This window comes from Yoonia sp., from assembly GCF_042093035.1.
In the GTDB taxonomy this organism is placed as follows: domain Bacteria; phylum Pseudomonadota; class Alphaproteobacteria; order Rhodobacterales; family Rhodobacteraceae; genus Yoonia.
On the sequence record NZ_JBELFI010000015.1, the window covers coordinates 6569 to 33003 of the forward strand.

The 26435-nt window shown below is 57.0% G+C and carries 31 protein-coding genes, 1 pseudogene and 1 riboswitch; of the genes and pseudogenes, 14 read left to right on the forward strand and 18 right to left on the reverse strand.

Annotated features, from left to right (window positions below; genetic code table 11):
- The 14 genes from ACFDSS_RS03920 to miaB form a co-directional block, all read right to left on the reverse strand.
- Nucleotides 1-849, reverse strand: an 849-nt coding sequence (locus tag ACFDSS_RS03920) for a DMT family transporter (protein WP_375254459.1), incomplete at its 3' end; no start/stop codon positions are given.
- Between the two features lie 68 nt (nt 850-917).
- On the reverse strand, nt 918-1391 hold the full coding sequence (locus ACFDSS_RS03925; RefSeq protein ID WP_375254460.1) for an SRPBCC domain-containing protein: 474 nt from the start codon (nt 1389-1391) through the stop codon (nt 918-920).
- Nucleotides 1384-1731, reverse strand: a complete 348-nt coding sequence (locus tag ACFDSS_RS03930; RefSeq protein WP_375254461.1) for an ArsR/SmtB family transcription factor — start codon at nt 1729-1731, stop codon at nt 1384-1386. The genes ACFDSS_RS03925 and ACFDSS_RS03930 overlap by 8 nt, the downstream gene beginning before the upstream one ends.
- Nucleotides 1732-1782: 51 nt before the next feature.
- Nucleotides 1783-2409 (reverse strand): CatA-like O-acetyltransferase, encoded by a 627-nt coding sequence (locus ACFDSS_RS03935; RefSeq protein WP_375254462.1) that lies wholly within the window; start codon nt 2407-2409, stop codon nt 1783-1785.
- A gap of 12 nt (nt 2410-2421) precedes the next feature.
- Nucleotides 2422-2940, reverse strand: coding sequence for a hypothetical protein (locus tag ACFDSS_RS03940; RefSeq protein ID WP_375254463.1), 519 nt, complete (start codon nt 2938-2940; stop codon nt 2422-2424).
- A gap of 81 nt (nt 2941-3021) precedes the next feature.
- Nucleotides 3022-3639, reverse strand: coding sequence for a (d)CMP kinase (gene cmk, locus ACFDSS_RS03945; RefSeq protein ID WP_375254464.1), 618 nt, complete (start codon nt 3637-3639; stop codon nt 3022-3024).
- Entirely contained in the window at nt 3636-4988 is a 1353-nt protein-coding gene (gene aroA, locus ACFDSS_RS03950) for a 3-phosphoshikimate 1-carboxyvinyltransferase (RefSeq protein WP_375254465.1), read from the reverse strand. Before aroA ends, cmk begins: the two co-directional genes overlap by 4 nt.
- 105 nt (nt 4989-5093) lie before the next feature.
- A complete protein-coding gene (gene trmB, locus ACFDSS_RS03955; protein WP_375254466.1) occupies nt 5094-5807 on the reverse strand; it encodes a tRNA (guanosine(46)-N7)-methyltransferase TrmB in 714 nt (237 codons plus the stop codon).
- Nucleotides 5808-5854: 47 nt separating this feature from the next.
- Nucleotides 5855-7036 carry a methionine adenosyltransferase gene (gene metK, locus ACFDSS_RS03960; protein ID WP_375254467.1) on the reverse strand — a complete coding sequence of 394 codons (1182 nt, stop codon included), beginning with the start codon at nt 7034-7036 and terminating at the stop codon, nt 5855-5857.
- Nucleotides 7037-7043: 7 nt separating this feature from the next.
- Nucleotides 7044-7091: riboswitch (SAM-SAH riboswitch) on the reverse strand.
- A 33-nt stretch (nt 7092-7124) separates the two neighbouring features.
- Nucleotides 7125-8621 (reverse strand): apolipoprotein N-acyltransferase, encoded by a 1497-nt coding sequence (gene lnt / locus ACFDSS_RS03965; protein ID WP_375254468.1) that lies wholly within the window; start codon nt 8619-8621, stop codon nt 7125-7127.
- Nucleotides 8614-9501 (reverse strand): transporter associated domain-containing protein, encoded by an 888-nt coding sequence (locus tag ACFDSS_RS03970; RefSeq protein ID WP_375254469.1) that lies wholly within the window; start codon nt 9499-9501, stop codon nt 8614-8616. The genes lnt and ACFDSS_RS03970 overlap by 8 nt, the downstream gene beginning before the upstream one ends.
- Nucleotides 9502-9534: 33 nt before the next feature.
- The gene (gene ybeY, locus ACFDSS_RS03975) at nt 9535-10023 is read right to left on the reverse strand and encodes an rRNA maturation RNase YbeY (RefSeq protein ID WP_375254470.1); all 489 of its coding nucleotides are present in this window, start codon (nt 10021-10023) and stop codon (nt 9535-9537) included.
- 42 nt (nt 10024-10065) lie between these two features.
- Nucleotides 10066-11073, reverse strand: coding sequence for a PhoH family protein (locus tag ACFDSS_RS03980; RefSeq protein ID WP_375254471.1), 1008 nt, complete (start codon nt 11071-11073; stop codon nt 10066-10068).
- Nucleotides 11074-11194: 121 nt separating this feature from the next.
- Complete coding sequence (gene miaB, locus ACFDSS_RS03985; protein ID WP_375254472.1) at nt 11195-12502, reverse strand: tRNA (N6-isopentenyl adenosine(37)-C2)-methylthiotransferase MiaB; 1308 nt, start codon at nt 12500-12502, stop codon at nt 11195-11197.
- A gap of 92 nt (nt 12503-12594) precedes the next feature.
- Here miaB and ACFDSS_RS03990 point away from each other — a divergent pair, with 92 nt between their 5' ends.
- Entirely contained in the window at nt 12595-13449 is an 855-nt protein-coding gene (locus ACFDSS_RS03990) for a hypothetical protein (RefSeq protein ID WP_375254473.1), read from the forward strand.
- Here the strand turns inward: ACFDSS_RS03990 and ACFDSS_RS03995 are convergent.
- On the reverse strand, nt 13355-13897 hold the full coding sequence (locus ACFDSS_RS03995) for a transposase (protein WP_375254474.1): 543 nt from the start codon (nt 13895-13897) through the stop codon (nt 13355-13357). The two genes, ACFDSS_RS03990 and ACFDSS_RS03995, sit on opposite strands and share 95 nt — an antisense overlap.
- 106 nt (nt 13898-14003) lie before the next feature.
- Entirely contained in the window at nt 14004-14420 is a 417-nt protein-coding gene (gene irrA, locus ACFDSS_RS04000; RefSeq protein WP_375254475.1) for an iron response transcriptional regulator IrrA, read from the reverse strand.
- 151 nt (nt 14421-14571) lie between these two features.
- On the opposite strand from irrA, the gene fabA reads away from it, so the two are divergent.
- The 3 genes from fabA to ACFDSS_RS04015 are packed head-to-tail and all read left to right on the forward strand — an operon-like array spanning nt 14572 to nt 17145.
- Entirely contained in the window at nt 14572-15081 is a 510-nt protein-coding gene (fabA, locus tag ACFDSS_RS04005) for a bifunctional 3-hydroxydecanoyl-ACP dehydratase/trans-2-decenoyl-ACP isomerase (protein WP_375254476.1), read from the forward strand.
- Nucleotides 15082-15119: 38 nt separating this feature from the next.
- A complete protein-coding gene (gene fabB, locus ACFDSS_RS04010; RefSeq protein ID WP_375254477.1) occupies nt 15120-16349 on the forward strand; it encodes a beta-ketoacyl-ACP synthase I in 1230 nt (409 codons plus the stop codon).
- Between the two features lie 4 nt (nt 16350-16353).
- The gene (locus ACFDSS_RS04015) at nt 16354-17145 is read left to right on the forward strand and encodes an enoyl-ACP reductase (RefSeq protein WP_375254478.1); all 792 of its coding nucleotides are present in this window, start codon (nt 16354-16356) and stop codon (nt 17143-17145) included.
- Nucleotides 17146-17186: 41 nt separating this feature from the next.
- On the opposite strand, the gene ACFDSS_RS04020 is transcribed toward ACFDSS_RS04015, so the two are convergent.
- Nucleotides 17187-17621 carry a peptidylprolyl isomerase gene (locus ACFDSS_RS04020; protein ID WP_375254479.1) on the reverse strand — a complete coding sequence of 145 codons (435 nt, stop codon included), beginning with the start codon at nt 17619-17621 and terminating at the stop codon, nt 17187-17189.
- A gap of 129 nt (nt 17622-17750) precedes the next feature.
- Here ACFDSS_RS04020 and ACFDSS_RS04025 point away from each other — a divergent pair, with 129 nt between their 5' ends.
- The 5 genes and pseudogenes from ACFDSS_RS04025 (at nt 17751) to pcaD (ending at nt 21191) form a co-directional block, all read left to right on the forward strand.
- The gene (locus tag ACFDSS_RS04025) at nt 17751-18428 is read left to right on the forward strand and encodes a haloacid dehalogenase type II (RefSeq protein ID WP_375254480.1); all 678 of its coding nucleotides are present in this window, start codon (nt 17751-17753) and stop codon (nt 18426-18428) included.
- Nucleotides 18428-19246 (forward strand): alpha/beta fold hydrolase, encoded by an 819-nt coding sequence (locus ACFDSS_RS04030; protein WP_375254481.1) that lies wholly within the window; start codon nt 18428-18430, stop codon nt 19244-19246. The genes ACFDSS_RS04025 and ACFDSS_RS04030 overlap by 1 nt, the downstream gene beginning before the upstream one ends.
- Complete coding sequence (locus tag ACFDSS_RS04035; RefSeq protein ID WP_375254490.1) at nt 19243-20214, forward strand: threonine/serine dehydratase; 972 nt, start codon at nt 19243-19245, stop codon at nt 20212-20214. Before ACFDSS_RS04030 ends, ACFDSS_RS04035 begins: the two co-directional genes overlap by 4 nt.
- A gap of 46 nt (nt 20215-20260) precedes the next feature.
- Nucleotides 20261-20410: pseudogene (locus tag ACFDSS_RS04040) on the forward strand (alpha-1,4 polygalactosaminidase); the annotation flags it as partial.
- Nucleotides 20391-21191, forward strand: a complete 801-nt coding sequence (pcaD, locus tag ACFDSS_RS04045; RefSeq protein ID WP_375254482.1) for a 3-oxoadipate enol-lactonase — start codon at nt 20391-20393, stop codon at nt 21189-21191. The pseudogene ACFDSS_RS04040 and the gene pcaD, both read left to right, overlap by 20 nt.
- Before the next feature lie 78 nt (nt 21192-21269).
- On the opposite strand, the gene ACFDSS_RS04050 is transcribed toward pcaD, so the two are convergent.
- Complete coding sequence (locus ACFDSS_RS04050; protein WP_375254483.1) at nt 21270-21545, reverse strand: DUF4242 domain-containing protein; 276 nt, start codon at nt 21543-21545, stop codon at nt 21270-21272.
- Between the two features lie 140 nt (nt 21546-21685).
- On the opposite strand from ACFDSS_RS04050, the gene ACFDSS_RS04055 reads away from it, so the two are divergent.
- The 5 genes from ACFDSS_RS04055 to ACFDSS_RS04075 all read left to right on the forward strand — a co-directional run.
- Nucleotides 21686-22606, forward strand: coding sequence for a LysR family transcriptional regulator (locus ACFDSS_RS04055; protein ID WP_375254484.1), 921 nt, complete (start codon nt 21686-21688; stop codon nt 22604-22606).
- 347 nt (nt 22607-22953) lie between these two features.
- Nucleotides 22954-23451: a hypothetical protein gene (locus ACFDSS_RS04060; RefSeq protein WP_375254485.1), complete on the forward strand. Its 498-nt coding sequence runs from the start codon at nt 22954-22956 to the stop codon at nt 23449-23451.
- On the forward strand, nt 23436-24080 hold the full coding sequence (locus ACFDSS_RS04065; RefSeq protein ID WP_375254486.1) for a hypothetical protein: 645 nt from the start codon (nt 23436-23438) through the stop codon (nt 24078-24080). Before ACFDSS_RS04060 ends, ACFDSS_RS04065 begins: the two co-directional genes overlap by 16 nt.
- A 223-nt stretch (nt 24081-24303) precedes the next feature.
- Nucleotides 24304-25383 (forward strand): alcohol dehydrogenase catalytic domain-containing protein, encoded by a 1080-nt coding sequence (locus tag ACFDSS_RS04070; protein ID WP_375254487.1) that lies wholly within the window; start codon nt 24304-24306, stop codon nt 25381-25383.
- A gap of 48 nt (nt 25384-25431) precedes the next feature.
- The coding region (locus ACFDSS_RS04075) for a mandelate racemase/muconate lactonizing enzyme family protein (RefSeq protein WP_375254488.1) at nt 25432-26435 on the forward strand (1004 nt) is incomplete at its 3' end.

The window sequence follows — 26435 nt, forward strand, 5'->3', positions numbered from 1 at the left end:
GTCGATCAATAGCAGTCCAAGGAAGATTGCCGCCATGCCAGCGAAATGCAGAATGCCCAGCTCTTCTTGCAGCACAAAGTAGCCGATCAGGACGGCAGAGACTGGCGCAATAAACGTGACGGTCGAGGTCTTGGTCGCCCCTGCCCTCGGCAAAATCCGCATCGCGATCAAGAAGGACGCCCCCGTCAACAGGCAGCCCAGAATGATGATCGCGCCCCATGATTGCATCGACAACGCAGAGGGGAGTTCTTCAAACGCGACCACAAAGGGCAGCATAAACAACGCTGCAAATGCGAAGGACCACGCCAGCATAACGGTGACGTTGATGCTAAACAGGCGACGCACATAATTCATTGCGAAGGCATAGCTGACGGGTGCAAGCATGATCAAAAGCGTCCCCCAGACCTGAGACGATCCATCGGCAGACATAGCCCGCACCGTAAGCAACGCAATCCCCAAGAACCCAGCCATGACACCCAGCGACTTGAGCAGAGTTGCCCGTTCTCCGCCCGGCCAAAAGTGGGATACGATAACGACCATAACTGGCGTCAGTGCATTCACGATCCCAGCAACGCCGCTTGCCACGAACTGCTGCCCGATCGGATAGACCGCAAATGGGATCGCGAACATCATGGCCCCCATAAAGGCAAATTTCGGCAGCATGGCCATATCGACGCGGGGATTGCACCGTGTGGCAAAGAGCCAGAACCAGCAAAAAGCGGCGGCCATGGAAACACGCACAAACGACACCGCGAGCGGTCCCATTTCGCGCAAAAGCACCTCGTTGAAAAAGAACGAAGTCCCCCAGCCAAAGCCGAGCACAATGATGATGATCCAGTCTCTGTCCAAGATGTGGCGCCCCTAACGATTATGACCGTAGGGGACAGCCAAGAGCCAGACAAGGTGGATAAGACGCGTTAGCTTGCGTCCAGCAGACGTCCCATTTTGTCAACGGCCTGCATCCATCCACCTTCGCCCGGTGTCCCCGCAGGAACGCCAATGTGGGTCAGTGTCATCACCGTCTTGCCGCCCTCTTCGGTCAATTCGACAACAACCTCCGTCACTTCAGGCGTCCCCTCAGGCATGCCCATGTCCTTTGGAGACATGACATTGCCTTCGGCGTCACACATGCTTTCAGTATAGACAAGGCGATGCGGCGCGCTGACCTCTTGATAGGTTCCCGTGAACCACATCGACATAGTCTGGTCTGGCATCTTCATTTCCATACAGATTTTACGGGTTCCGCCAACGGTGACATCCATTTCAGCGACGGGCACTGAAAAACCATTCGGGCCATACCATTTTTGGAAGTTGGCAGGATCTGCCCACATGTCCCATACAGTTGCGATTGGTGCATCGAACGTGCGTGTGATCTTGACCCAGTCAGTCATGGCCTTCCCCTTCCGTGGGTTTCATTGTCTTGATTATGTCGTCCAGCGCATCAAATCTGGCATCCCAGATGTGGCGATATTCATCCGTCCATGCGGCAACTGCGGCCAATGGCTCCGCATTCAACGTGCAAGGTCGGAATTGCGCCTCACGTCTGCGCCTGATGAGGTTCGCCCCCTCAAGCACGCGGATATGTTTGGAAATCGCGGGCAAGCTCATCTCAAATGGGGCAGCGAGTTCATTCACCGTCGCCTCCCCCTTTGCGAGCCGGGCAAGAATGGCGCGGCGCGTGGGATGGGCGAGAGCCGCAAACGCGGCGTCGAGGGTTTGTGCGGATGACATACCCCTTAATAAACCAACGCGTTAATTAATCAAATGGTTCATTAAAAATCCTCAAATAGCGTTGAGCGCCACTTGCGTCGCAGCAAAATAGGCGCCCACCTGCGCACCATCGACCAACGCATGATGCACCTCCAGCGTCATCGCCATATCCCAACGGCCATCCCGCGCAACGATCTTGCCCCAAGTAACACGCGGAATGCAGTCATCCGGGCCGGGCAACGCATTGTTAATCGACGTATAATCCAACCACGGCATACAGGATAGATAGGCAAGATCATCACGTGCGCCACTGTTAGCGTCAAGCACGCCACCAGATGCCGCCTTGCCAATCAACGCCCGCGCCTGACGGTCAAATTCCGCAAAATCAGCCTGAAATGGGACATAGGCGTAGCCAAAACTGCCCACATCGGTCGGTACAGTCATCGACAGGGTAATCGCGTCATGCGTCACAACGGTGTCGCCGCGAAAGCGCAAACAAAGCTCTGGGACGGCATGTATCCCCGCCCCGATCGCATAAAGACAGCCGCGATAAATGGATACACCCGCCGCCTTGCGTCCCATCAGGTGCGTCACATCCAGCCGGGTCGTGGTGGCATAATGCGGTTGTCGGTAGCTGCGAAAGAGGTGGAATTGGGCGGCGCGCGGCCAGGTTTCAAGATCAATTACGCGGTGGGTCATTCCCACACTGGATCAGATATCCTGACCACGTTCCAGCAAATCTTCGATCAATTCCCGTTGCAGCGCGCCACTGTCACCACCGCCAAACTGCCCTGCCCCACTGGAATAGAGCGTCCCGTAGGACTTGGCGACATTCACCGTCTGGGCAATGCCCGAAATCAGCTGATCGCGCTGCAACTCTGCCAGCGGATGCAGATAGACACCCCATAGGCGCCCCTGCGCAATGGCGTATCTGGCATCGAGGGCGCTATCAAAATTGGCTTGCATGACGCGTTGTAATTCCTGAGCACTCATCACCTCAGCCGACCGGATCGGTACCATCGCCCGCATCCGGTTCGCTGCTTGATCTGTCACAATCAAGACAGGGATATCCTCTATTGTCAGCAGGAAGCCGGCACCTGTCAGCTCCGCATCGGGGTCAAGCGCGGCAACGATCCGCGCCATGCGTTCGAGGGTCATCGGGGGCTCGGCGTCTTGTGCAGACAATGAGATGGGCCACAGCATGGCAAGGACAACAAATATGCGGATCATGGTCGGGCGCTCCAAATTTTTGCAGAGCCTACAGGCCAGAATGCACACACCCAATGCAAGCTTTGGTGATAGGCTGCAACATCAGCCAGCGTCGGGGTAGACGGCATCAACGGCAGCGATAGCCTGCGCAACTGCCGCTTCAATCGTCAGATCAGAGGTATCCAGCAAAATCGCATCCTCAGCAGCAACCAAAGGGGACGCTGCGCGGCTTTGGTCACGCGCGTCGCGTTCTCTCACATCCGCCAGCACGCTGTCATACGCGACATCCATACCCTTATTCACCATCTCATCAAACCGACGCCGTGCGCGGGTTTCAGGGCTGGCAGTTACGAAAAGTTTCACATCCGCCTGGGGGCAAATCACCGTGCCGATATCGCGGCCGTCCAAGACAGCCCCACCTTCACGACAGGCAAATTCGTGTTGAAATGCAACCAAAGCCGCACGGACTTCTGCATTCACGGCAATCTCACTGGCTGCTTGGGCAACTGCGGGCGTGCGCAACGCATCACGCTCCAAATCCACAGGCGACAGCGCACGGGCCGCCGCAACCGGCGCAGCACCCGCAAGCACCTTTGCACCAACCGCGCGGTAAAGCAGGCCCGTATCAAGATGCGCAAAACCGAAACGCGCGGCGACGGCCTTTGAAATCGTGCCCTTGCCCGCTGCGGCGGGGCCATCAATAGCCACGGTAAAGCTCATAGGCTATCGCGAAGAAGATCAGCGCCGAGATCACCCATCAAGCGCTCAAAAATCGGAAAGGACGTGGCAATAGGGCTGCCATCGTCAACCGCCATCGGTTTGTGCGTCGCCATTCCCATGACCATAAAGGCCATGGCGATACGGTGATCCAATTGACTGGCGACGGTCACGCCTCCGGGGACATTGCCATGGCCAAGTCCGGTGACCCGCCACCAATCCGGTCCTTCATCGACCTGCACACCAGCCGCGCGCAGACCTTTGGCCATTGCATCGATCCGGTCACTCTCTTTGACGCGAAGCTCCTTCACACCTTGCATGTCGGTGATGCCTTTTGCAAAAGAGGCGACAACTGACAGCACAGGATATTCATCAATCATGCTGGCGGCACGGGCAGGAGGCACGGCAATACCGCGCAAATCAGGCGAAAACTTCGCGCGTAGATCGGCGACAGGTTCGCCGCCCTCTTCGCGCATGTTCTCAAAGGTCAGATCGGCGCCCATTTCCTGCAACGTGGTAAACAGCCCCGCACGGGTTGGGTTCAATCCGATATTGGGCACCAACACGTCAGAGCCAGGCGTGATAATCGCAGCACACACAGGAAAGGCAGCCGAAGATGGATCACGCGGAACAATAATCGTTTGCGGCCGCAACTCAGGCTGCCCGTCAAGGGTGATGACACGACCTTCATCCGTTTCCTCAACCGACAATATCGCGCCAAACCCCTGCAACATCCGCTCGGTGTGATCGCGTGTGGCTTCTTTCTCAATCACAACGGTTTTACCCGGCGCATTCAATCCAGCCAACAAAACCGCCGATTTCACCTGTGCAGATGGCACAGGCACCGCGTAGCGCACTGGAACCGGGTCGGCAGCACCCACAAGCGTCATAGGCAATCGACCGCCTTCACGACCAACAGCACGGGTGCCAAACAGCGCCAAAGGATCCGTCACGCGCCTCATCGGGCGACCGTTCAAAGACGCGTCCCCGGCAAAGGTCACCGTAATGGGACAGGTCGCCATCGCGCCCATAATCAAGCGCACGCCGGTGCCAGAGTTGCCGCAATCAATCACATTGTCCGGCTCGGCAAACCCACCGACACCAACACCATGCACCGACCAAGTGCCGGCACCGTGATTTATCACCTGCGCACCAAATGCCTGCATCGCCTTGCCGGTATCAAGAACATCCTCGCCCTCAAGCAGCCCCGTGATCTTGGTCTCGCCTACAGCCATCGCCCCAAGAATAAGTGCGCGATGCGAGATCGACTTGTCACCAGGCACATGCGCCTCACCAGAGAGCGGGCCACAAGGGCGAGAGATCATCGGGATTGGCGTGCCATGACCAGACATCAGGTATTCCTCTTTATTGCGCCCCGCACATAGCGCAGCACACACAAAGGGTCCATCGCAGCTGCATCATCTTGCCAAAAAAACTCCCGCCGGAGGCTTCAGCGCTCACAGACTGCGAAAGGTCAGATAATGCGGCGTGCGGCCTTCACGCAGGGCCTTTTGTTCGTAGCGGGTCGAAATCCAGTCACCCCATGGATCGCGCCAATCCGCCCGCCCTTCGGCCAACCATTCAAAACCATGCCGGGGCACCTGCTCAAGCGTCTGGCGCACATAATCCGGAATATCAGTGGCGACACGCAATTCAGCCCCCGGCTTCATCACACGGTGCAAAGGCGCAAGATGCTCTGGGGTCACAAACCGACGGCGATGATGGCGCTTTTTGGGCCACGGATCAGGATAATTGAGAAAGACCTTGCTCAGGCTCGCGTCGGGCAAAACATCGAACAGGTCGCGCACATCGCCGGGATGAACGCGCAGGTTTTCAACCTTCGCCTTGCGAATTTTGCCCAGCAACATCGCAACCCCGTTGATGAAAGGCTCACACCCAATCAAGCCGATCTCGGGATAGGTTTCGGCCATATGCACCAGATGTTCACCACCGCCAAAACCAATCTCAAGCCAGACGTCACTGCCCCCAAAAAGCGCAGCAACATCAAGCGGTGCGCGCGCGGGATTCTCATCCCAAGACACCGGCCCCGGCGATAGCGGAGCCAGATCATTCTCAAGGTAGTCGTGCTGTGACGCACGGATCGTCTTGCCACGAAAACGGCCATAAAAGTTGCGCCAAGGCGCACCGGAGGGATGGTTGGTTTTGCTCATGGCGGGGCTTTAGCAATCCTGCGGGTGCAGTGCAAATGTAGGGTGGATCAAACAGCCGCTTTCAACGCATCTACCAGATCGGTCCGTTCCCAGCTAAATCCGCCATCCGCTTCTGGCGCACGCCCAAAGTGACCATAGGCCGCTGTACGCTCATAGATTGGCCTGTTCAAACCGAGATGCTCACGGATACCGCGTGGGGTCAGGTCAATGACCTGCGCGATAGCCCGTTCAATGGCGGCCGGATCAACCTCGCCGGTGTCATGCGTCTCCGCATAAATCGACAGCGGTTTGGCCACACCAATCGCATAACTCAATTGGATGGTGCAGCGTTCCGCCATGCCAGCCGCCACAACATTCTTGGCCAGATAACGCGCAACATAAGCGGCGGAGCGGTCCACTTTCGTGGGGTCTTTACCCGAGAACGCACCACCCCCATGCGGCGCCGCACCACCATAGGTATCAACAATGATCTTGCGACCCGTCAAACCGGCATCCCCGTCAGGTCCGCCAATGACAAACGTCCCTGTCGGGTTCACCCACCACTCTGTCTTGGAGGTAATTAGGCCCGAAGGCAGCACTTCTTGAATATAGGGCTCAACAATCGCGCGGATGTCATCGCTCGTCTGGCTTTCATCGGCGTGCTGGGTTGAAAGCACGATCGTTGTCGCCTCAACCGGCTTGCCATTCTCATAACGCAGCGAAACCTGGCTTTTGGCATCGGGTCGCAATGTTGGTTCTGCGCCGGATTTACGCGCCTCCGCCAAGCGGCGCAAGATCGCATGGGCGTATTGGATCGGCGCGGGCATAAGCGCATCGGTCTCTGTCGTGGCATAGCCAAACATGATGCCTTGATCGCCTGCACCCTCATCCTTGTCGGTGGCGGCATCGACGCCTTGCGCGATATGGGCGGATTGTTCGTGCAGCAGGTTGGTGATCTTGCAAGTCGCGTGATGGAACTTATCCTGCTCGTAGCCGATATCTTTGATGCAAGCCCGCGCGATATCTTCGACGCGGCCCATGTAATCATGCAGCTTCGATTTATCTGACAGACCGACTTCTCCGCCGATCACGACGCGGTTTGTGGTCGCAAAGGTTTCACAGGCTACGCGCGCCTCGGGTTCTTCGGAAATAAACGCATCAAGGACCGCATCCGAAATCCGGTCACAGACTTTGTCCGGGTGACCTTCGGAAACTGATTCCGACGTAAAGATATAGTTTTGGCGTGCCATGGGAATGTGCTCCGATAAAGAAACCTGCCACGTCAGGAAGCCGTTGTGACAGAACTGAACACCGTCCTATGCGGCGCAACGGGGAAGGTCAATCGCTATCGCGCCGTGCCCAGATAATGGAGCCGAACATGAGCAAAGCGATAATTCCAAACACCGGCCAGTCGCCCACGCGCACATAGATCGTCTCTGGCGAAACAGGCGGCAACTCCACATCGAGTGCCCTGTCCACGTTCAGCGGCATTGACCCCATGCTGCGTCCTTTTCCATCGAACACAGCACTGATCCCGGTATTGGCGACACGCACCATTGGCAAACCATGTTCGATTGCCCGCAGACGCGCCTGCGCGAGATGCTGGCTTGGACCTGCTGACTGCCCAAACCAGGCATCATTGGTAATAAGAAGCAGAAGCCGGGGGCGTTCTTCGTAAGTAATCTCTTCCGCAAAAATGCCTTCATAGCAAATCAGCGCGACCGCCTCACCAATCCCCGGCAGGTCAACGATGTTGCCGTCCGATCCGGGCGTGAAACCCACGCCGAGGTTGCCAGCCAGACCAGCCATCCCCATGCGCCCCAACAAACGCGCGCCGGGGACGTATTCGCCAAACGGGACAAGATGACGCTTATCATAAAGGCTTTGCACCTGCCCATCGGCATCAGCCACAACCAGACTGTTGAAATACTGGCCGTCCATGTTGCGCCGCTGAATTCCGAAGACCAGTGGCGCACCTCTCGCGGAATCGGTCAGGACACGCATATCGCCTTCGATTTGCCCCAACATGTAAGGCACGGAGGTTTCGGGCCAAACCACCAGATCAGGCACATCCCCTTCTGAAGACAGCGCAATCATCCGGTTCAGGAACAGATCGCGCAGAGTAGGATCCCACTTCTGATCCTGAGGCGCGTTGGGCTGGACAAGGCGAACAACCGGCGCATCCGGGCTTGCTTCGACGGACGGCGCTGGCTGCAAGAAAAATGCCAGCGCTGCAAGTGCCGCGAGCCCTGCTGAACCGCTCAAATAATGGCGATTGAACAGGGCGGCCACCAGCAAGCCAGAACCAACAGTGACCAACGACAAAAGATGCGGCCCGCCAAAGGCCGCCAGTTGCGCCAGATCGGTGGCGATCCAGATATGTCCTATCAATGCCCATGGAAATCCGGTGAAGATCAAGGATCGCGCGATTTCAACCGCGACCAGCGCCAGCGCCAGCAAGCTGCCGCTATTGGGTGCAAAGCGCGCCGCAAACCACCCGGCGATAGCCCAGAATATCGCACCCCCGGCCGCCATAAGGAACAGGGCAAACGGTGCCATCCATCCGTAGCGCGCCACATCAACCAAAAACGGCTCCACAATCCAGCGCAAACTGAATGCGAAGTAGCCAACCCCCAAGCACCAAAGAACAAAGGCGCTCTGGCGCGGCGATGTCACCGACGGGTAAAGCGAAAACAACAGTCCAAAGACCGCAATCGTCACGAACCATAGATCAAACGGCGCCTGTCCCAATCCTGCGGCAGCCCCGGCCAGAGCCAGGATGACGAACTGCAACCATTTCCGCCGCAGCAGAATTTGCCGCAGAAAGTCACCCATTTCTGGCAGCCGAAAGGCGCACGCGCAGGCGTTTCACGCGACGCGGATCAGCATCGACGACTTCGAATTCCGGGCCTGACGGGTGCAAGATCACCTCTCCGCGGGCCGGAAGATGCCCCGCGAGCATGGTAACCAATCCACCGAGCGTATCGATCTCTTCCTCGTCGATCTCTTCGTGGTCGGTCAGACGCATCCCGATCTCGGCTTCAAAATCATCCAGATCTGTGCGCGCTTGTGCCAGATAGCAGCCCGGCTTTTCCATCGTCCAGCTCTTGGCTTCTTCGATGTCATGCTCATCTTCGATTTCGCCCACGACCTGTTCGATCACATCTTCAATCGTGACCAACCCATCCGTGCCACCATATTCGTCGATCACCAAGGCCATATGGATGCGCTCTGCCTGCATCTTTTGCAGCAGCACGCCCAGCGGCATCGACGGCGGCACGTAGATCAACGGGCGAACCATTTCGCGCAGGTCCATTTCAGGGCTGTCACCGTTGAAGCCATGCAACAAGGCAAAATCCTTGAGGTTTGCCGTGCCGATCGGGGTGTCCAGCGTGCCGTCGTAAACAGGCACACGGGTTTTGCCGCTGTCACGGAATACCGTCACCAACTCATCTTTGGTGATCGTCAAGGGAACCGCTATAATATCGGGCTTGGGCACAGCCACATCTTCGACCCGCATCCGGCGCAGGTTGAGCATTCCGAGAACAGACCCCGCGGCGCGCACTGTTTCTATTGGCGTAACCGCGTGAATACGAGGCGTCGCAGGGGGACGGATTGCGTTTTTCAATCGGGCAAACAGCCCCGATTGCGTGTCGTTGTGATCCTCATGCGCGCTTTGCGCTGCACTAGATGGACCGTCGCCAGTGTCGCCCATTTTATCCTTACCTATATGGGCCGGACGGCCCCGCTAATCCTTATATGGGTCAGGAAGACCCAATTTGCCAAGTATCTCTGTTTCCAACCCCTCCATCAGGGTGGCGTCACGGTCACGTTCATGGTCGAAACCCAATAGATGAAGCGTGCCATGCACAAGTAAATGAATCGTGTGGTCGTGTATCGGTTTGCCTGCCGCCTTGGCTTCGCTTGCGCAGGTGTCATAGGCGACAGCGATATCACCAAGCGCATTATCCGGACCGATCTGGGGCGACAATGGCATTTCGCCATCCTCGGCAGCGGCACGTTCATCAGACGGCCAACTCAGCACGTTTGTCGGCTTTGGCTTATCACGGAAATCCGCGTTGAGGGCAGCAATGCGCGCATCATCGCAAGCAAGGATGCTGATCTCAAAGACGGAAGGCTCAAAGCCGAGGTGGTTCAGGGTCGCGTCTGTGGCGATTGCGGCAAGGCCTTCAATATCGGACCACCGGTCGTCTTCGATGATGCAATCGACTGTCATTGCGAAAAACGCAATGGCATGAAAGCCCGAATACACTGCACGCTAGTTGGTCTCATCTTTCTCATAGGCTTCAATAATCGCCGCCACCAAGGGATGGCGGACCACATCCTTTGAGGTAAAGTAATTGAAACTGATCTTCGGGATGTTCTTGAGCAGCCGCTCCGCATCCCAAAGCCCCGAATTCATCCCGCGCGGCAAATCGATCTGCGTTCGGTCGCCGGTGATGACCATGCGTGAGCCTTCGCCCAACCGGGTCAGAAACATCTTCATCTGCATGGTCGTGGCGTTTTGCGCTTCATCCAATACGACAAAGGCATTCGACAACGTCCGACCGCGCATGAAAGCCAAGGGCGCGATCTCGATCACTTTTTCTTCCATCATCTTGGCCGACTGCTTGCCGGGCAAAAAATCATTCAAGGCGTCGTACAGCGGCTGCATATAGGGATCGACCTTGTCCTTCATATCGCCAGGCAAATAGCCGAGCTTTTCACCCGCCTCCACCGCCGGACGCGACAGGATGATCTTGTCCACATGCCCGCTAATCAACATGTTCACGCCTACGGCAACTGCCAGATAGGTCTTGCCAGTACCCGCCGGCCCAATGCCGAAGGCAAGCTCATTGTCAAAAAGCGATTTCACATAAGCTTTTTGGGCATCGGTGCGTGGTTCAATCAGCTTCTTGCGGGTCTTGATCTCAACCCGCGCGGTTTCGCCTTTGAAAAGCTCGATCTGATCGCCGCCTTGTGGGGTGAGCAGCTCTGGCCCCATGCGTAGTTCACGGTCCAGATCACCCGGTTCAAGTGACCGACCGGCCTCCAGCCTGCTATAGAGCGCCTGCAAGACTTGCCCGGCATCATGACGGGCTTCCGCCTCGCCCAAAACCCCAAGCTGATTGCCGCGCCGGATAATCTGCACGCCAAGGCTTTCTTCGATGGTGGTGAGGTTGCGGTCGTATTCGCCGCAAAGATCAATCAGCAAAAAGTTGTCGGGAAATTCCAACAGTGTTTCTGTGGGGGCTTCAGCGGGTGGGGTCAGGGCGCCAGTGGCCAATCAGCTCTCCTTTGAGTCTATATATAGCTATCGTGGCAAGTCAGACCGCAAGGCGCAAGTCGCTTGACCGAAATGTCATTGAAATTCATGCGTCAGGTTGGCGCGGCGACAGTCCATGTCCCTAAAACAACTCACCGTTCAGCGAGTTGGGGCTGTCTTGCACAATCCTGACCCGCCGGATCTGCCCGATGACATCCACAGGTGCATCAGCATAGACCGCGTGCAGGTATTCGGATTTACCGATCATCTGCCCGGCTTCGCGGCCCGCCTTCTCGAACAGCACTTTCACTTCGCGACCAACCATCGCTGCCTGGGTTTCCTGCTGTTGCTGGCGCAACAAAGCCTGCAACCGCTGCAAGCGATCGTTCATGACGTCTTCGGGGAGTTGCGGCTTTTCAGCGGCAGGCGTGCCGGGGCGGGTGGAGTATTTGAATGAGTAAGCCTGTCCATAATGCACATCGCGCACGAGCTGCATCGTGTCTTCGAAATCCTGCTCCGTCTCTCCGGGGAAACCGACAATGAAATCACCAGACAACAGCAAATCCGGCTTTGTGGCGCGGATTTTATCAATCAAGCGCACATAGCTTTTGCCCGTGTGCTTGCGGTTCATCGCCTTCAAGATCCGGTCAGAGCCAGATTGAACGGGCAAATGAAGATACGGCATGAGCTTGCCGCAGGTGGCATGCGCCTCAATCAGCGCATCATCCATGTCATTTGGGTGCGATGTGGTGAAACGAATACGCTCCAACCCATCGACTTTATCGAGCGCCCAGATCAGACCTGCCAGACCGCCTTCATGCCCATGATAGGCATTCACGTTCTGCCCAAGCAATGTGATCTCTTTCACACCCGCCTCGACCAATTCTTGCGCTTCACGCACGACACGGTCAGCGGGGCGCGACACCTCTGCCCCGCGCGTGTACGGCACGACACAAAAGGCACAGAATTTGTCGCAGCCTTCCTGCACGGTCAAGAATGCAGTCGGCCCGCGCTTGCCCTTTGCACGCTTCTTGAGCGTGTCGAACTTGTCGTCATCGGGAAAATCCGTATCGAGCGCCTTTGCTCCGGTCTGGATCGCATCATCCATCGCCGGCAACCGGTGATAGCTTTGCGGACCAACAACCAGATCAACCATCGGCTGGCGTTTGATAATCTCTTCACCTTCGGCCTGCGCGACACAACCCGCCACACCGATTTTCAGGTCCGGTTTTTCCGCCTTCAGCCCTTTGAAACGGCCCAGCTCTGAATAAACCTTCTCTGCCGCTTTTTCGCGAATGTGGCAGGTGTTGAGCAGAATCATATCCGCATCATCAGGCGTCTTGGTTTCGACATAGCCATTGCCGCCCAGCGCCTCGGCCATGCGTTCACTGTCGTAGACGTTCATCTGACAGCCGTAGGTCTTGATATAAAGCTTTTTGGGCGCGGACATCGCAGGGCTCATATAATCAGGGAATTTCCATGCCTTCTAACCACTCAGCAGATGGCTTGCAATGCGTGGCAAATTGACCGAATTTGCGCCCCATGCACTTCCTCGATCTGTCCACCCTCATCGCAAAAGCCAAGCAGGCCCTGACACCGGGGCCCGTGGCATTGGTCTTGGTCGAGGATACCGTGGAAGTGGCCAGCACTTTCGCGCATTTGCAAAGCCTCGGATTTGCGCAGGTTGTCGCCGTCGGTCTACCGGCAATGACAGAGCACGCGGAGGCCCCCCACAAGCTTGACTATGATGTGAGCGCCGACAACGCCATGCCAGCTCTCGCAAATGCCCTGATAAAAGCATTGCCCGGCATGTGGTTTTATTACTGCTACAATGGCGAATACCTCTATTACCCGTTCTGCGAGACCCGCAATGTGCGTGAAATGCTGACGTTCATGCAGGAAGAACGGCGCAAATCCGTAATGTCCTATGTGATCGATCTCTATGCCAAAGACCTTACAGCGCATCCCAATGGCGTAGACCGCGACACGGCGTGTTTCGATAAATCAGGATATTATGCGCTCGCGCAACATGACGCGGCAGGCGAGACGCTTGAGCGCCAACTGCATGTTGCAGGCGGGCTGCGCTGGCGCTTTGAGGATCACATCCCGAAAGATCGGCAACGCACCGACCGCGTGTCATTTTTTCAGGCGCAGGCAGGGCTTGAGATGTTGCCGGATCGCAGCTTCAATCTGGCGGAATACAACACTGTTTCTTGCCCGTGGCACCATAACCTGACGGCGGCGGTGGCGTCTTTCCGGACGGCAAAGGCGTTGCGGCGCAATCCAGGCAGCCGTGATGTCATCAACAGTTTTCACTGGCCGCAGTCGGCAGATTTCGAATGGTCGCCACAGCAGCTTTTGGATTTGGGGATGATGGAACCCGGTCAATGGTTTTGACGCGCCGCACTGACGCCTGTGCAAAAGACGAATAGGGCCATTCACTTGGCCTCTTTGTCAGCCCGGCATGGATCGGCGCGGAGCGGATCAGATGCAGGTGCTTGTCCATGTCATCGTTGTCGCGGATCAGATGCTCCCAAAAGCGGCGTTGCCAGATGCCTTTTTCGCCCCGTCGTTGATGGCTGGGCGGCACGTAATCAGGTGCGGGCACATGCCGCGAGAACGTCGTCTTAATCATCCGCCAGCGTTTGGAATAATCGGCATCGTCGGCGGGTAATGTCCAGATCATATGCAACGCGTTGGGCAAAACCACAGCCGCATCGATGCTGAACGGCCAGCGCTTGAGACAAAGGCGCGTTGCATGTCGCAGAGTTTCGATATGGGTGACTAACAAGTCACTGCGTTGATCCTGCAGACGCGCGGTAAAGAAATACGTGCCGCCGGGCACTTTAGGTCGCCGATAATTGGACATGCGCAAAGTCTGCGCAACCAAGGTTAATTATCGGTAAAGTTAGGTCAGAACGTGAGTTGGATCATCATCCACCCTAACGGGACTATTTGCGGCGCAACCGAATGACCACATCGACAGATGCAATCTCAGCCCCTTCTGGCGCATCAGGCAGATGTTTGATTTCAAGTTGCTCTGACGGCGCGTCCGTCAGTTTTGACGTATCTTCCCAATAAAAATGCGGGTGATCGGTCATATTGGTGTCAAAGTAGCTTTTGGAGCCATCAACCGTAATCTCACGCATCAAACCAGCGTCACAGAATGCACGCAATGTATTGTAAACGGTCGCGAGCGAAACCTTCTCATCCGCATTGGTCGCCGCTTCAAAAAGGCTCTCGGCGGTCACATGCCGGTCCTGCCCATCACCAACCAGCAAAGACGCCAAAGTCATGCGCTGGCGTGTCGGGCGCAGGCCCGCGCCAGACAACCACTGCGTGCTGCGTTCTGTTGCAATCTCGGTCATAAGCACTCTTTTTTGATAACTGTTCTCATCTATATGGGAAGAATATCCCGCGGATCAATTGAAATCCGCAGGAAAATGGTCGGACTTGCCCTGATAAACAACCAAGTGCTAGAGGTCAGGCAACGCAGTCAACAACAATGAGACCCCCTCCATGGCCGATTATCCCTCCAGTTTCGACAAAGAAGACCTGCTGAAATGTTCCAGAGGGGAACTCTTTGGCGAGGGAAACGCGCAGCTCCCTGCGCCGCCCATGCTGATGATGGACCGGATCACGGAGATCTCCGGCGATGGTGGTTTGCACGGTAAAGGTCATGTGGTTGCTGAATTCGATATCACCCCGGACCTGTGGTTTTTTGACTGCCACTTTCCCGGAAACCCGATTATGCCCGGTTGCTTGGGCCTTGACGGTCTGTGGCAGCTCACTGGTTTCAACCTTGGCTGGCGCGGCTGGAAAGGGCGCGGCTATGCGCTTGGTGTCGGCGAAGTGAAGCTGACCGGCATGGTACGCCCCGATCGTAAGATGTTGACCTATAAGGTAGATTTCACGAAAGCCATCCAAACCCGCCGCCTGACGATGGGTGTGGCAAATGGCATTGTCGAAGCTGACGGCGACGTCATCTACCAAGTCACTGATATGAAGGTCGCTCTGTCCGAGAGCTGAACACCAAGAAATACGCCCAATAAGAAGGAGAGGTGCCCATGCGCCGTGTCGTTGTCACAGGTCTCGGGATTGTATCGCCCATCGGGAATAACGCGGAGGAGGTTCTGGCCGCGCTCAAAGCGGGCAAATCCGGCATCGAAGCCGCGCCTGAGATGGTTGCCCACGGGTTTCGCAGCCAGATTGCGGGCACATTGAAAATCGACATCAAAGAGCATGTCGACAAGCGGACGCTGCGCTTCATGGGGCCAGGTGCGGCATACGCGCACATCGCCATGGGACAGGCCATTGCAGACGCTGGTCTGAGCGAAGATCATGTCGTCAACCCGATGACAGGCCTGATCGCGGGCTCTGGCGGGCCGTCAACCTCGGCGATCATGGCGGCACATGAAGTTGTCAAAAACACTGGCTCGACAAAGCGGATCGGGCCATTCGCCGTGCCAAAGGCGATGTCCTCGACCGTCAGCGCGAACCTCGCGACGGCCTATAAGATAAAGGGGATGAATTTTTCGATCACCTCCGCCTGTTCAACCTCTTTGCATTGCATCGGGATGGCGGCACAGCAGGTTGCACTGGGCCAACAAGACATCATGTTCGCAGGTGGCGGCGAAGAGCTGGACTGGACGCTGTCCTGCCTGTTTGACGCGATGGGTGCAATGTCTTCCAGGTATAACGACACGCCAACACGCGCGAGCCGCGCATTCGATGCCGACCGCGATGGTTTCGTGATCGCGGGCGGCGGCGCGATGGTCGTGCTGGAAAGCTTGGAAAGCGCACAAGCGCGCGGCGCCAAAATCTATGCCGAAGTGACCGGTTTCGCGGCGACCTCTGATGGTGCCGATATGGTGGCCCCCTCCGGCGAAGGCGGCGAGCGGGCGATGCGCGGCGCTTTGAAAACCCTGCCAGACGACCGCAAGGTCAGTTACATCAACGCCCATGGCACATCGACACCGGTTGGCGATGTGGGCGAGGTTGAAGCCGTGCGCCGCGTCTTTGGCCAAGGCAGCACCCCGCCGATCAGCTCAACCAAGTCGATGACGGGCCACAGCCAAGGAGCCACGGGCGCGCAAGAGGCAGTCTATTGCTTGCTGATGCTGGAAAACGACTTCATTGCGCCTTCCATCAACGTCGAAACGCTCGATCCGGCGTTGGATCCGGCCGAAATCGCGACGGATCTGGTAGAAAATGCCGGCCTTGATACGGTGATGACAAACTCGTTCGGGTTTGGCGGCACCAACGGCTCTATGTTGCTTTCCAAATTGCGGGACTGATGTGATGACGATTTCAATGCAAGGCAAACGCGGGCTCATTATGGGTGTCGCCAATGAACGCTCGATCGCTTGGGGTATTGCGAAAGCGATGGCCGAGGCGGGTGCTGAACTGGCCTTCACCTATCAGGGCGAAGCTTTTGGCAAACGGTTGGAGCCTCTGGCGCAATCGGTTGGCTCAAACATCATGGTCGATGTGGATGTGACCGATGAAGCCAGCATGGACGCAGCCTTTGCCACGCTGAAAGAGAGATGGGGCACGTTGGACTTTGTCGTTCACGCCATCGCCTTTTCGGACAAGAGCGAATTGACAGGTCGTTTCATCAACACCAGCCGCGAGAACTTCAAGAACTCGCTTGATATCTCCTGCTATTCTTTCATTGACGTCGCTGGCCGTGCGGCTGAGATGATGCCGGATGGCGGCACACTGCTCACGCTGACATATCAAGGCTCAAACCGTGTCACCCCGTTCTACAACGTGATGGGTGTGGCGAAAGCCGCGTTGGAATCCGCGACCCGCTATTTGGCGAATGATCTGGGCCCGCAGGGTATTCGGGTCAACGCGATCAGCCCCGGGCCGATGAAGACCCTTGCAGGCGCGGCCATTGGTGGGGCGCGCAAGACGTATAAGCACACCGACCAAAACGCACCAATGCGATCCAATGCGACGCTTGATGCGGTGGGTGGCACAGCGGTTTATCTGGCGTCTGATGCGGGTGCCTGCACCACGGGCGAGATTATTCGCGTCGATGGTGGGTTCCACGTGCTGGGCATGCCGCAGCCGGATCATCTGGTTTAAACAAACAAGGGTGCACCCGACCTATCGGTCGGGCAGAACCTTTAAGCAGCGTCAATCCCCACGATCTCAATCGCAAAGTTCAAATCTTGCCCCGCCAGCGGGTGATTGGCGTCTAAAGTCACCTCTGTCTCGGTCACTTCAACAACTTTGACCGGCACGACCTGCCCTTGCGGTGTTTGCATCTGCAATTGCGTGCCAACTTCGACGGGAATCTCTGCTGGGATCTGGTCACGCGGAACTGCCTGACGCGCGTCGGGGTTCACTTCACCATAAGCTTCGACACAAGGGACGTTTACGTCAGCAGTATCGCCAACAGCCATACCCGGGATCGCGGCATCAAGCCCTTTGATAATCCGACCGGAGCCCACGACAAACTCCAGCGGATCGCGGCCTTCGGAGCTGTCGAACATCTCTCCGTCATTAAGCGTGCCTTTGTATGTGATCCGGACGGTATCGCCTGCCTTTACCTGGCTCATCTGTCGTACCTCTTTCGTTCATTGCATAAAGCCGGCACCATATTTGCGTGAAACAGGCATTGCAAACCGATCTCCTCTTTTCGGTTGCCGCCCGCCGTGACACGATACCCCAAAAGATCCGAGGACCCGATGCCGATCACTACTTTTGTCTTTGATGCCTACGGCACATTGTTTGATGTCAACTCCGCCGCCGCCCGCGCGGCCCAAGAACCGGCACACCAAGACCTCAAAGAGGTCTGGCCAGCGCTTGCCCGTGATTGGCGGCTCAAGCAGTTGCAATACACCTGGCTCAGAACTGTGGCCGACCGGCATTGTGATTTCTGGCAAGTCACCAAAGACGGGCTTGATTGGGCGATGGAGGCGCATGGGCTCAGCGATGAGAATACACGCGCCAGATTGCTGGCACTCTACCGCGAATTGTCGGCCTATCCAGAGGTTGTAGGAATGTTGAAAGCCCTCAAGGATCGCGGTGTCGCAACGGCGATCTTGTCGAACGGATCACCTCAGTTATTGGACGAAGCTGTGACGTCTGCAGGGCTCGACGGATTGCTCAACGCCGTCCTCAGTGTCGAGGCCGTGGGCGTCTTTAAGCCCCATGCGCGCGTCTATGACCTTGTTTGCCAACTCTTTGGCGGCACACCTGACAACGTCTTGTTTGTTTCCTCAAACGGCTGGGACGCAGCTGGTGCGGCGGGTTATGGGTTCCAAACCGTTTGGGTCAATCGTGCGGGAGAGCCCGTCGACAGGCTCTACGCCAAGCCGCACCATATTCTGTCTGATCTTGCGACGATACCGGAGTTCACCTGATGCCATTTTACACTGCCAACGACGGATGCAAGCTTTACTACTGCGATGAGGGGACGGGCATACCCGTCATCGCGCTGGCGGGCCTGACACGCAATGGGGCCGACTTCGATCATGTGGTCCCGCATTTGCCAGTGCGCCTGATCCGACCCGATTATCGCGGGCGCGGGCAATCCGATTGGGCGGAGCCAGAGAGCTATTCCATCGCGCAGGAAGCCGCTGATGTGCTGGCGCTGATGGATCATCTGGGGCTGGAAAAGGCGGCGATCCTTGGCACTTCGCGCGGTGGGCTGATTGCGATGGTGCTGGCTGCAACGGTGAAGGAGCGTTTGCTTGGGGTGGCACTCAATGACATTGGCCCTGAGATCGCGGACAGGGGTCTTGATGTCATCAAGGAATATATCGGACACAACCCGGCGCAAAAAACCTACGCAGAGGCCGCGGCTTTCCGTGATAAGTCCTGGACCCACTTCAAGAATGTCCCAATGCAGCGTTGGCGGGAGGAAGTCGAAGCGCACTACAAAGAAACCCCCGATGGCCTCGTGATTCGTTACGATCCAAAACTACGAGACGCCGTGCTTGCGGCGGGCGCGCAACCTGCCCCCGATCTGTGGCCTTTGTTTGATGCGCTGGCGGGGCTGCCCATTGCATTGGTCCGTGGTGCAAATTCGGACCTGCTGACAGCCCAAACCGCCGATGAAATGAGCCGACGCCGCCCTGATATGCTGCGCGCCGATGTGCCCGACCGGGGGCATGTGCCTTTCCTTGATGAACCGCAAGCGCTGAACGTGCTTCACACATGGCTGGAGGCCCTGAAATGAACATTCAGATGATCCGTGCCGCCGCCAAGCGCATCGCAGGGCACGCACGGCGCACCCCGATCCTGACCTCCGCTTTCTTGGATGAAATCGCGGGGCGGCGGGTTTTCGTCAAAGCTGAATGTTTGCAGCATACAGGGTCGTTCAAGTTTCGCGGTGGATGGTCAGCCGTTTCTGCGCTCACCGACAACGCTCTCAAGACCGGCGTCATCGCGTTTTCCAGCGGCAACCACGCCCAAGGCGTGGCGCTGGCCGCACGTGAACACGGGGCACCGGCGGTCATCGTGATGCCAGCGGATGCACCTGCCATCAAGATCGGGAACACCCGCGCTTTGGGCGCTGAGGTGGTTCTTTATGACCGCGCAACCGAAGACCGCAATGAAATCGGTGAGCGCCTGTCAAAGCAACGCAATCTGACACTTATCAAACCGTTTGACGAACCGCTCGTTATCGCAGGGCAAGGGACGACGGGGCTTGAGATCGCGCACGACATGATCGCACTTGGTGTGACAGAGGCGAATGTGGTGGTGTGTTGTGGTGGCGGCGGTCTTACCTCTGGCATCGCGCTCGCTTTGGCCGCAGATGCGCCGGGCTTGCGTGTGCGGCCGGCAGAGCCAGAGGGTTTTGACGATGTCACACGCTCGCTCAAATCCGGCAGGATCGAAAGCAACGCACGCCGCGATGGGTCACTTTGCGATGCGATCATCACCCAGCAACCGGGCGATCTGACGTTCCCGATCATGCTGGAACACTGCGGCCCAGGCATTGTTGTCACCGAAGATGAATGCTTGCGCGCGGTCGGACTTGCCTTTGATCGTTTGCGCATTGTGGTAGAGCCGGGCGGGGCCGCTGCACTTGCGGCAGTCCTGTTTCACGCCGATGAATTCACCGGTGATGCGGTGATCGCTGTCGCAACCGGCGGCAATGTCGATGCGCAGGTCTTCGCAAGAGCGTTGGAAACGCTGGCATGACACGGTTCACGATTATCAGCTTCAACGTCAATAACCTGACGACAGTATCGGCCAGATGACGTCTTTTTGCTTGCTGAACGACCTGCTCACGGATGGATCACATCCTGAAGCTCCTGACAACAAACGCGCCTCCGATCATGGGCAGATTATGGCGCATAGGGTGATTGGACCTGACAATGACGGCGCGGCTGATTGACAGACCAGATGGCACGCAGATCCATCTGCGCGATGAGGGCGCGCGTGATGGGCCGGCGGTTGTTTTCTCCAATTCGCTGGGGACGACGCTGCATCTCTGGGACCTGATCTTGCCGCTGCTCCCAGCCGGCTTGCGTATCATCCGTTATGACACCCGTGGTCATGGCGGATCAAGCGTGCCTGACGCGCCCTATTCAATGGGGCAACTGGTTGGTGACGCGGAGGCTGTTTGCGATGCCTGCGGCATCAAAGATGCCATGTTTGTCGGCCTATCGGTCGGTGGCATGGTGGCGCAGGGGTTGGCTGTCAAACGCCCTGATCTGATCCGTGCAATGGTCTTGTCGAATACCGCGGCCAAGATCGGCAATCCCAAGCTCTGGCAAGACAGGATCGCCGTTATCAGTGCCAATGGCATGGCCGCCGTATCCGATGAGGTAATGCGCCGCTGGTTCAGCCGAGGTTTCTACGCAAAACCCGACATGGCCCCGTGGAAAGCGATGCTGGAGGCAACGCAGGTTGCCGGATACTGCGGTGTCAGCGCCGCGATTTCAGGGAGCGATTTCTATACTTCGACAAGTGGTTTACGCATCCCGGCCCTGGGGATCGCGGGCAGCGAAGACGGGGCAACGCCGCCTGATCTGGTGCGCGAAACGGTTGATCTGGTACCGGGGTCACAAATCGCGCTGATCCGGCGCGCTGGGCATTTGCCTTGTGTGGAGCAGCCCGAGGAATATGCAGGGCATCTGAACGCGTTCATAGCGGCAACTGGGCACGTGAGGTAGCAGCAATCGCGCGATCTCATTTTCTGCAGCGGGCAAGTCGATTCAGTGAAATGCCCGCTGATTGATCGAAAGCAGCCCTCAATTATTCGCCGTCAGAGGGTCTATGATCTGGGGAACCTCAGTGATCTTGGCAAAAGGAATACCACTTTGCTCAGAATGCTTCCTGATCTCCTCTTCGCTTTCTGCCAGATAAACACAGAATGTTTTTTCGCCAGCGACATAGGAATGCTGCCACTGAATGCTCGGACCGATATTGGCCAATGCGTTGTTGGATGCGCGTGCGGCACCGCATAATTCCGTCAGTGAAAAGTCCCCGATGCCCGGAATGTCACGTTCAATCATATAGCGTTTCATTGCTGTCTCCCTTTCAATTTGGATGCCATTATGTTGAACGGGAGTTGGACTTTTTCAAAATTCAATTTTCTTTCGCATCTTAAAGGTAGCCTTTTTCATTCACTATTGAATTTTGCGATGATAAAGGTAGGCTTTATTAAATGACAGTAACGACCCATCTCAAATCGCTTCAGGCGCTGGAGCTTGCTGTCCGCGAAGGGTCGCTGAAAGAGACTGCAAAGCGGTTGGGCATTACGCCTGCTGCGGTCGGGCAACGCATTCGATCGCTGGAAGACTACCTTGGGACAGACCTGCTGATGCGCGGCAGATCGGGATTGCAGCCGACGAGTGTGCTCAATCAAGCGATTGCCGATCTTCGCGTTGCCTTTGAGGCATTGGAACGCGTCACCGAAACGCTCGATTTTCAACGCGTGAGCGAAATTCACATCGTAGCGGACCCTGACTGGGCAGAGCTGTGGCTCCTGCCAAGATTGCCCTTGTTTCGCAAAGAACATCCTAACCTGCTTTTTTGTATCAATGGATCTGGCGATGTCCCAGTACGGTTGGGATCGCCTGACCTGCGCATTGAGTGCAGCGACGCTGACGCAGAAGCCCTGTACCACGATCTGCTTGTACCGGTGACCGGGACAGATAACACGCGGCGCATTGCGGATTTTGATCGGGTCTTCCAGATGGAAGGTATGCCGCTTCTGCATCTGTCAGCGCAGCTCGAAAACGAAGACCAACCCGGTTGGGTCGATTGGTTCGAAAAATATGGTCACCGCAAGAGCGGGCCGGATCGTGGCGTCAACTATCCCAACGCACGCATTGCCCTAGACGCGGTCAAGCAGAACGTCGGCTTTTTGGTTTGCCACCTGTCGCTTGTCCTGAATGACCTTGAACAAGGGACCGTAGTGCACCCATTCCCGCTGTCTCAGCATCTTGCTGCAGCGCATCCGTATCGATTGGCGCTGCGCAGAGATGTTATTAACAGGGCGCCAGTGCTGCGTTTTACAGAATGGCTACGCGCAAAATCGCGGGAAACGCAGGCGTCAATTGATGCGGTTCGGAACCAATCCTAACCTAGTGACCTGCGGTGAGGACTGCACAATTTCGGGATTGGGCAGGCAAACCGGAAAGACATTGGTAGATATTGCTAGCCCCCGGTGGGCGGGGCACCCGCCCTGCATGGAACAAACAGAAGATTTCGCGCGGCATTCGGAACGCGTTTCTGACAACGACGGGCCATGTAGACTAGGTCTGCGTTGGCTTGCCAGACTTCCAGTGATGTAAGGGTTTTCGCGGCGGAAGGAGCGAACGCCATAAGGTTATCCCAATGGTTCTCCTACCAGGATGTCATTCCTTGATTTGCTGAGGCGCGCGCATTTGCGCGATTTCAAAATGTCGCCTAGACTATCGTTTGAAGGGTTTGAAACAATTGGTCGCACGTTTTTTCAGTTTCTTGGCTTTGGCATTTGTTCTCTCTTTTTTCGGTGCTGCAAAAGCAAACGCGGAAGGTGTTCTGGACGGTCTAGTCTTTTCTGGCATGATCGGGCCGGCCCAAAATCCGGACTTGGCAGACAGCCTGTATTTTGATGAGGGTCGGTTTTGGTCTGATATTTGCACGCAATGCGGCTTTGCTCCGGGCACTTATGACGCAGCGGAGACCGCGGATGGCATTCGTTTCAGCGGCACGCTCGAAAGCGATAGTCGTGGACGGTTTGACTATGATGGGTTGGTGCAGGATGACGGTACAATCCAGGTTTCGATCACTTGGGAACGGCGCCGTTGGTACTGGACGTCGAGACGCGAGATCGCATTTGTTGGTGCGCTTTCAACGCAGCGCAAAGTCGCGTCACTTGCAGACGTTATTCAGGCCATGCAGTCGCTTGATCCAGAGGGAAATCCGCTATGCGCGCGGTTCTAGACGGTCTCGTTGAAAAACGAAAAGCCATTGCGATCTATGGCTTGTTGATCCTGGGGGGCTGGTTTCTGGGGAACGTCCTGAAAGACTTTGCTGTGCCCGACATGCGTCCCATGAACGAGCCAATGATCCATCGAATGGTCATGGCAGCCTTTGTGGCGTATATCCTGCTCGCTGCCATTCCGTTTGTTCCAGGCGCCGAAATTGGCTTTGCGCTGCTCCTGCTGTTTGGCGGGCAGATTGCGGTCCTGGTATACTTGGGCATGGTTGGCGCGCTAATTCTGTCTTTCGTACTTGCAAGTCTCCTGCCAGCTTCTTTCCTTTCGGGTGCGCTTGATTGGCTTGCGTTGAAAAAGGCGGCGGCGTTCGTCGCTGACCTGAACAATGCGCGCCCTCAGGACCGAGTGAATAAGCTATCGCTGATTTTTCCTTCCAACACAGGCCGAAGTTTGCACCGCTATAGGCATGTCCTGTTGGCGGTCGCACTGAACACGCCGGGAAACTCGTTGCTCGGCGGTGGCGGTGGGCTGGCTTTCATTGCCGGAGCTTCAAGACTATTTTCGTTCCAGGCTTTTGTCGGGGTCGTCGTTTTTGCGGTAGCGCCGGTGCCATTTTTCTTTTTAGTTTTCTGAAAGCGCGACGTCAGCGGTAAGGATTTGGCTGGATGATACGCCAATGAATTGCATGACCGCACCATTCCTTTTGTCCGCCGTTTTGACCATTGGCTGCATCATGGTTTTCATGCAAACGCGGCGCCCGAAACACACGCGCGCTGCGTAAGGTCGCGTTCTGACTTGCACCCGCGCAAAACCCGCCGCAATGTCACCAAAACCACGCTCAACAGGGACCACCCGCATGACTCAAGTGAAAGCCGCCGTTTGCCGTGAATTCGGCGCACCATTGACCATCGAGACAGTCACTCTCGCCGCCCCCAACATGGGGGAAGTCGAAGTGAAGCTGAAAGCCTGCGCGATCTGCCATTCGGACATTTCGTTTATTGATGGTGGCTGGGGCGGGGCACTGCCGGCGGTATACGGACACGAGGCGGCAGGACACATCACCGCAGTCGGTGACGGCGTACGCGGTGTCGCGGTGGGTGATCCGGTGGTCGTCACGCTGATCCGTGCCTGTGGCAGTTGCCCGTCCTGCGCGGGTGGCAAGCCCGTCGCATGTGAAAGTGACATGGCGACCGGACCGATCAGCGGTGAAAATGGTGAACCTTTGCTTCAGGCGATGAACACAGGCGGTTTTGCCGAAAGCGTGGTCGTCGATCAAAGCCAGATTGTGAAATTGCCAGGCGGCATCGGGATGGAGGCGGCGTCGCTTCTTGCGTGCGGCGTTATCACCGGGGTCGGGGCGGTGGTTAATGCCGCTGGTTTGCGCGCCGGTCAGGATGTCGTGGTGATCGGTGCGGGTGGCGTAGGATTGAACGCAATCCAGGGCGCGCGCATTGCAGGCGCACGGCGGATCATTGCAGTGGACATGTCGGAAGAAAAACTCGCTATCGCCAAGGAATTTGGCGCGACGGATGGTGTCCTTGCAACGGACAAGAAACCGTGGCGCGCGGCCAAGGCTGCGATGGGGCGCGGTGCGGACGCGGTGTTCGTGACCGTCGGTGCAATACCCGCCTATGACACCGCGCCGCACTATCTGGCCAGTGGCGGCAAAGTCATCATGGTCGGCATGCCCCATTCGGGCGCGATGTCGACCTATGAGCCGGTGATGCTGGCAGCGACCGGGCAAGGCATGGTTGGCTCAAAAATGGGCGATGTCGTGATTGCCCGCGATATCCCGTGGATGGTCGACCTTTATGTGCAAGGGCGCTTGAAACTGGACGAGCTGATTTCAGGGCGCTGGACGCTTGCGCAGATTAATGAGGCGATTGCCGATACCAAAACCGGCAGCGCCAAGCGCAATGTCATTGTTTTTGATTGATCGAATGGAAGTGGATGATAATCCACGCAACCGGCAAGGAGCCAGAAGATGAAACTCGCCGATCTTGACGTGATTGTCACCGCCCCACCTGCACCGGGATGGGGGGGGCGCTATTGGATCATCCCGAAAGTGACGACAGATACCGGCGTGGTTGGCTATGGCGAATGCTATGCCTCCTCCATCGGGCCAGAGGCAATGAAAGCTGTCATCAAAGACGTGTTTGAGCGGCACATGGCAGGCGAAAGCCCTGAAAACATTGAACTGATGTTCCGTCGTGTCTATTCCGCAGGTTTCACGCAGCGCCCTGATCTGACGGTGATTGGCGCGTGGTCGGGGCTGGAGATGGCCTGCTGGGACATTGTGGGCAAAGACCGGGGCCGCCCCGTCCATGCGCTGATCGGTGGGCGTATGAACGACCGCATCCGGGCCTATACCTATCTTTATCCGCGCCCGTCCCATCCGCTCCCCGACTTTTGGGCCAGCCCTGAAATGGCGGCAGAAGTCGCGCAAGACATGGTCGCGAAAGGCTACACTGCCGTCAAATTCGACCCTGCCGGCCCCTACACGATCCGCGGCGGGCATATGCCTTCGATGCATGATATCTCGCTCTCAGTTGCTTTCTGCAAGGCGATCCGAGAGGCCGTTGGCGACCGCGCTGACCTGTTGTTTGGCACGCACGGGCAATTCAGCACGGGCGGCGCGATCCGGCTGGGCAAGGCAATTGAGCCCTACAGCCCGCTTTGGTACGAAGAACCGATCCCACCGGATAATGTGGCTGAGATGGCGAAGGTGGCCGGCGCTGTGAACATCCCTGTGGCAACAGGCGAGCGGTTGACCACCAAGGCCGAATTCGCGCCCGTGCTGCGCTCTGGCGCGGCGACAATCCTGCAACCTGCATTGGGCCGCTCGGGTGGCATTTGGGAAACCAAGAAGATCGCGGCGATGGCTGAAGTCTATAACGCGCAAATCGCACCGCATCTTTATGCAGGCCCAGTGGAATGGGCGGCAAATGTGCAGTTATCTGCGTCGATCCCGAATATTCTGATGGAGAA

What these genes read in the sequence shown, in the direction of transcription:
- ACFDSS_RS03925 (WP_375254460.1), bottom strand. Translation starts at nt 1,391, where the DNA reads ATGACTGACTGGGTCAAGATCACACGCACGTTCGATGCACCAATCGCA.
- ACFDSS_RS03930 (WP_375254461.1), bottom strand. Translation starts at nt 1,731, where the DNA reads ATGTCATCCGCACAAACCCTCGACGCCGCGTTTGCGGCTCTCGCCCAT.
- ACFDSS_RS03935 (WP_375254462.1), bottom strand. Translation starts at nt 2,409, where the DNA reads ATGACCCACCGCGTAATTGATCTTGAAACCTGGCCGCGCGCCGCCCAA.
- ACFDSS_RS03940 (WP_375254463.1), bottom strand. Translation starts at nt 2,940, where the DNA reads ATGATCCGCATATTTGTTGTCCTTGCCATGCTGTGGCCCATCTCATTG.
- cmk (WP_375254464.1), bottom strand. Translation starts at nt 3,639, where the DNA reads ATGAGCTTTACCGTGGCTATTGATGGCCCCGCCGCAGCGGGCAAGGGC.
- aroA (WP_375254465.1), bottom strand. Translation starts at nt 4,988, where the DNA reads ATGTCTGGTCATGGCACGCCAATCCCGATGATCTCTCGCCCTTGTGGC.
- trmB (WP_375254466.1), bottom strand. Translation starts at nt 5,807, where the DNA reads ATGAGCAAAACCAACCATCCCTCCGGTGCGCCTTGGCGCAACTTTTAT.
- metK (WP_375254467.1), bottom strand. Translation starts at nt 7,036, where the DNA reads ATGGCACGCCAAAACTATATCTTTACGTCGGAATCAGTTTCCGAAGGT.
- lnt (WP_375254468.1), bottom strand. Translation starts at nt 8,621, where the DNA reads ATGGGTGACTTTCTGCGGCAAATTCTGCTGCGGCGGAAATGGTTGCAG.
- ACFDSS_RS03970 (WP_375254469.1), bottom strand. Translation starts at nt 9,501, where the DNA reads ATGGGCGACACTGGCGACGGTCCATCTAGTGCAGCGCAAAGCGCGCAT.
- ybeY (WP_375254470.1), bottom strand. Translation starts at nt 10,023, where the DNA reads ATGACAGTCGATTGCATCATCGAAGACGACCGGTGGTCCGATATTGAA.
- miaB (WP_375254472.1), bottom strand. Translation starts at nt 12,502, where the DNA reads ATGTCCGCGCCCAAAAAGCTTTATATCAAGACCTACGGCTGTCAGATG.
- ACFDSS_RS03990 (WP_375254473.1), top strand. Translation starts at nt 12,595, where the DNA reads ATGCACTTCCTCGATCTGTCCACCCTCATCGCAAAAGCCAAGCAGGCC.
- irrA (WP_375254475.1), bottom strand. Translation starts at nt 14,420, where the DNA reads ATGACCGAGATTGCAACAGAACGCAGCACGCAGTGGTTGTCTGGCGCG.
- fabA (WP_375254476.1), top strand. Translation starts at nt 14,572, where the DNA reads ATGGCCGATTATCCCTCCAGTTTCGACAAAGAAGACCTGCTGAAATGT.
- fabB (WP_375254477.1), top strand. Translation starts at nt 15,120, where the DNA reads ATGCGCCGTGTCGTTGTCACAGGTCTCGGGATTGTATCGCCCATCGGG.
- ACFDSS_RS04015 (WP_375254478.1), top strand. Translation starts at nt 16,354, where the DNA reads ATGACGATTTCAATGCAAGGCAAACGCGGGCTCATTATGGGTGTCGCC.
- ACFDSS_RS04020 (WP_375254479.1), bottom strand. Translation starts at nt 17,621, where the DNA reads ATGAGCCAGGTAAAGGCAGGCGATACCGTCCGGATCACATACAAAGGC.
- ACFDSS_RS04025 (WP_375254480.1), top strand. Translation starts at nt 17,751, where the DNA reads ATGCCGATCACTACTTTTGTCTTTGATGCCTACGGCACATTGTTTGAT.
- ACFDSS_RS04030 (WP_375254481.1), top strand. Translation starts at nt 18,428, where the DNA reads ATGCCATTTTACACTGCCAACGACGGATGCAAGCTTTACTACTGCGAT.
- ACFDSS_RS04035 (WP_375254490.1), top strand. Translation starts at nt 19,243, where the DNA reads ATGAACATTCAGATGATCCGTGCCGCCGCCAAGCGCATCGCAGGGCAC.
- pcaD (WP_375254482.1), top strand. Translation starts at nt 20,391, where the DNA reads ATGACGGCGCGGCTGATTGACAGACCAGATGGCACGCAGATCCATCTG.
- ACFDSS_RS04050 (WP_375254483.1), bottom strand. Translation starts at nt 21,545, where the DNA reads ATGAAACGCTATATGATTGAACGTGACATTCCGGGCATCGGGGACTTT.
- ACFDSS_RS04055 (WP_375254484.1), top strand. Translation starts at nt 21,686, where the DNA reads ATGACAGTAACGACCCATCTCAAATCGCTTCAGGCGCTGGAGCTTGCT.
- ACFDSS_RS04065 (WP_375254486.1), top strand. Translation starts at nt 23,436, where the DNA reads ATGCGCGCGGTTCTAGACGGTCTCGTTGAAAAACGAAAAGCCATTGCG.
- ACFDSS_RS04070 (WP_375254487.1), top strand. Translation starts at nt 24,304, where the DNA reads ATGACTCAAGTGAAAGCCGCCGTTTGCCGTGAATTCGGCGCACCATTG.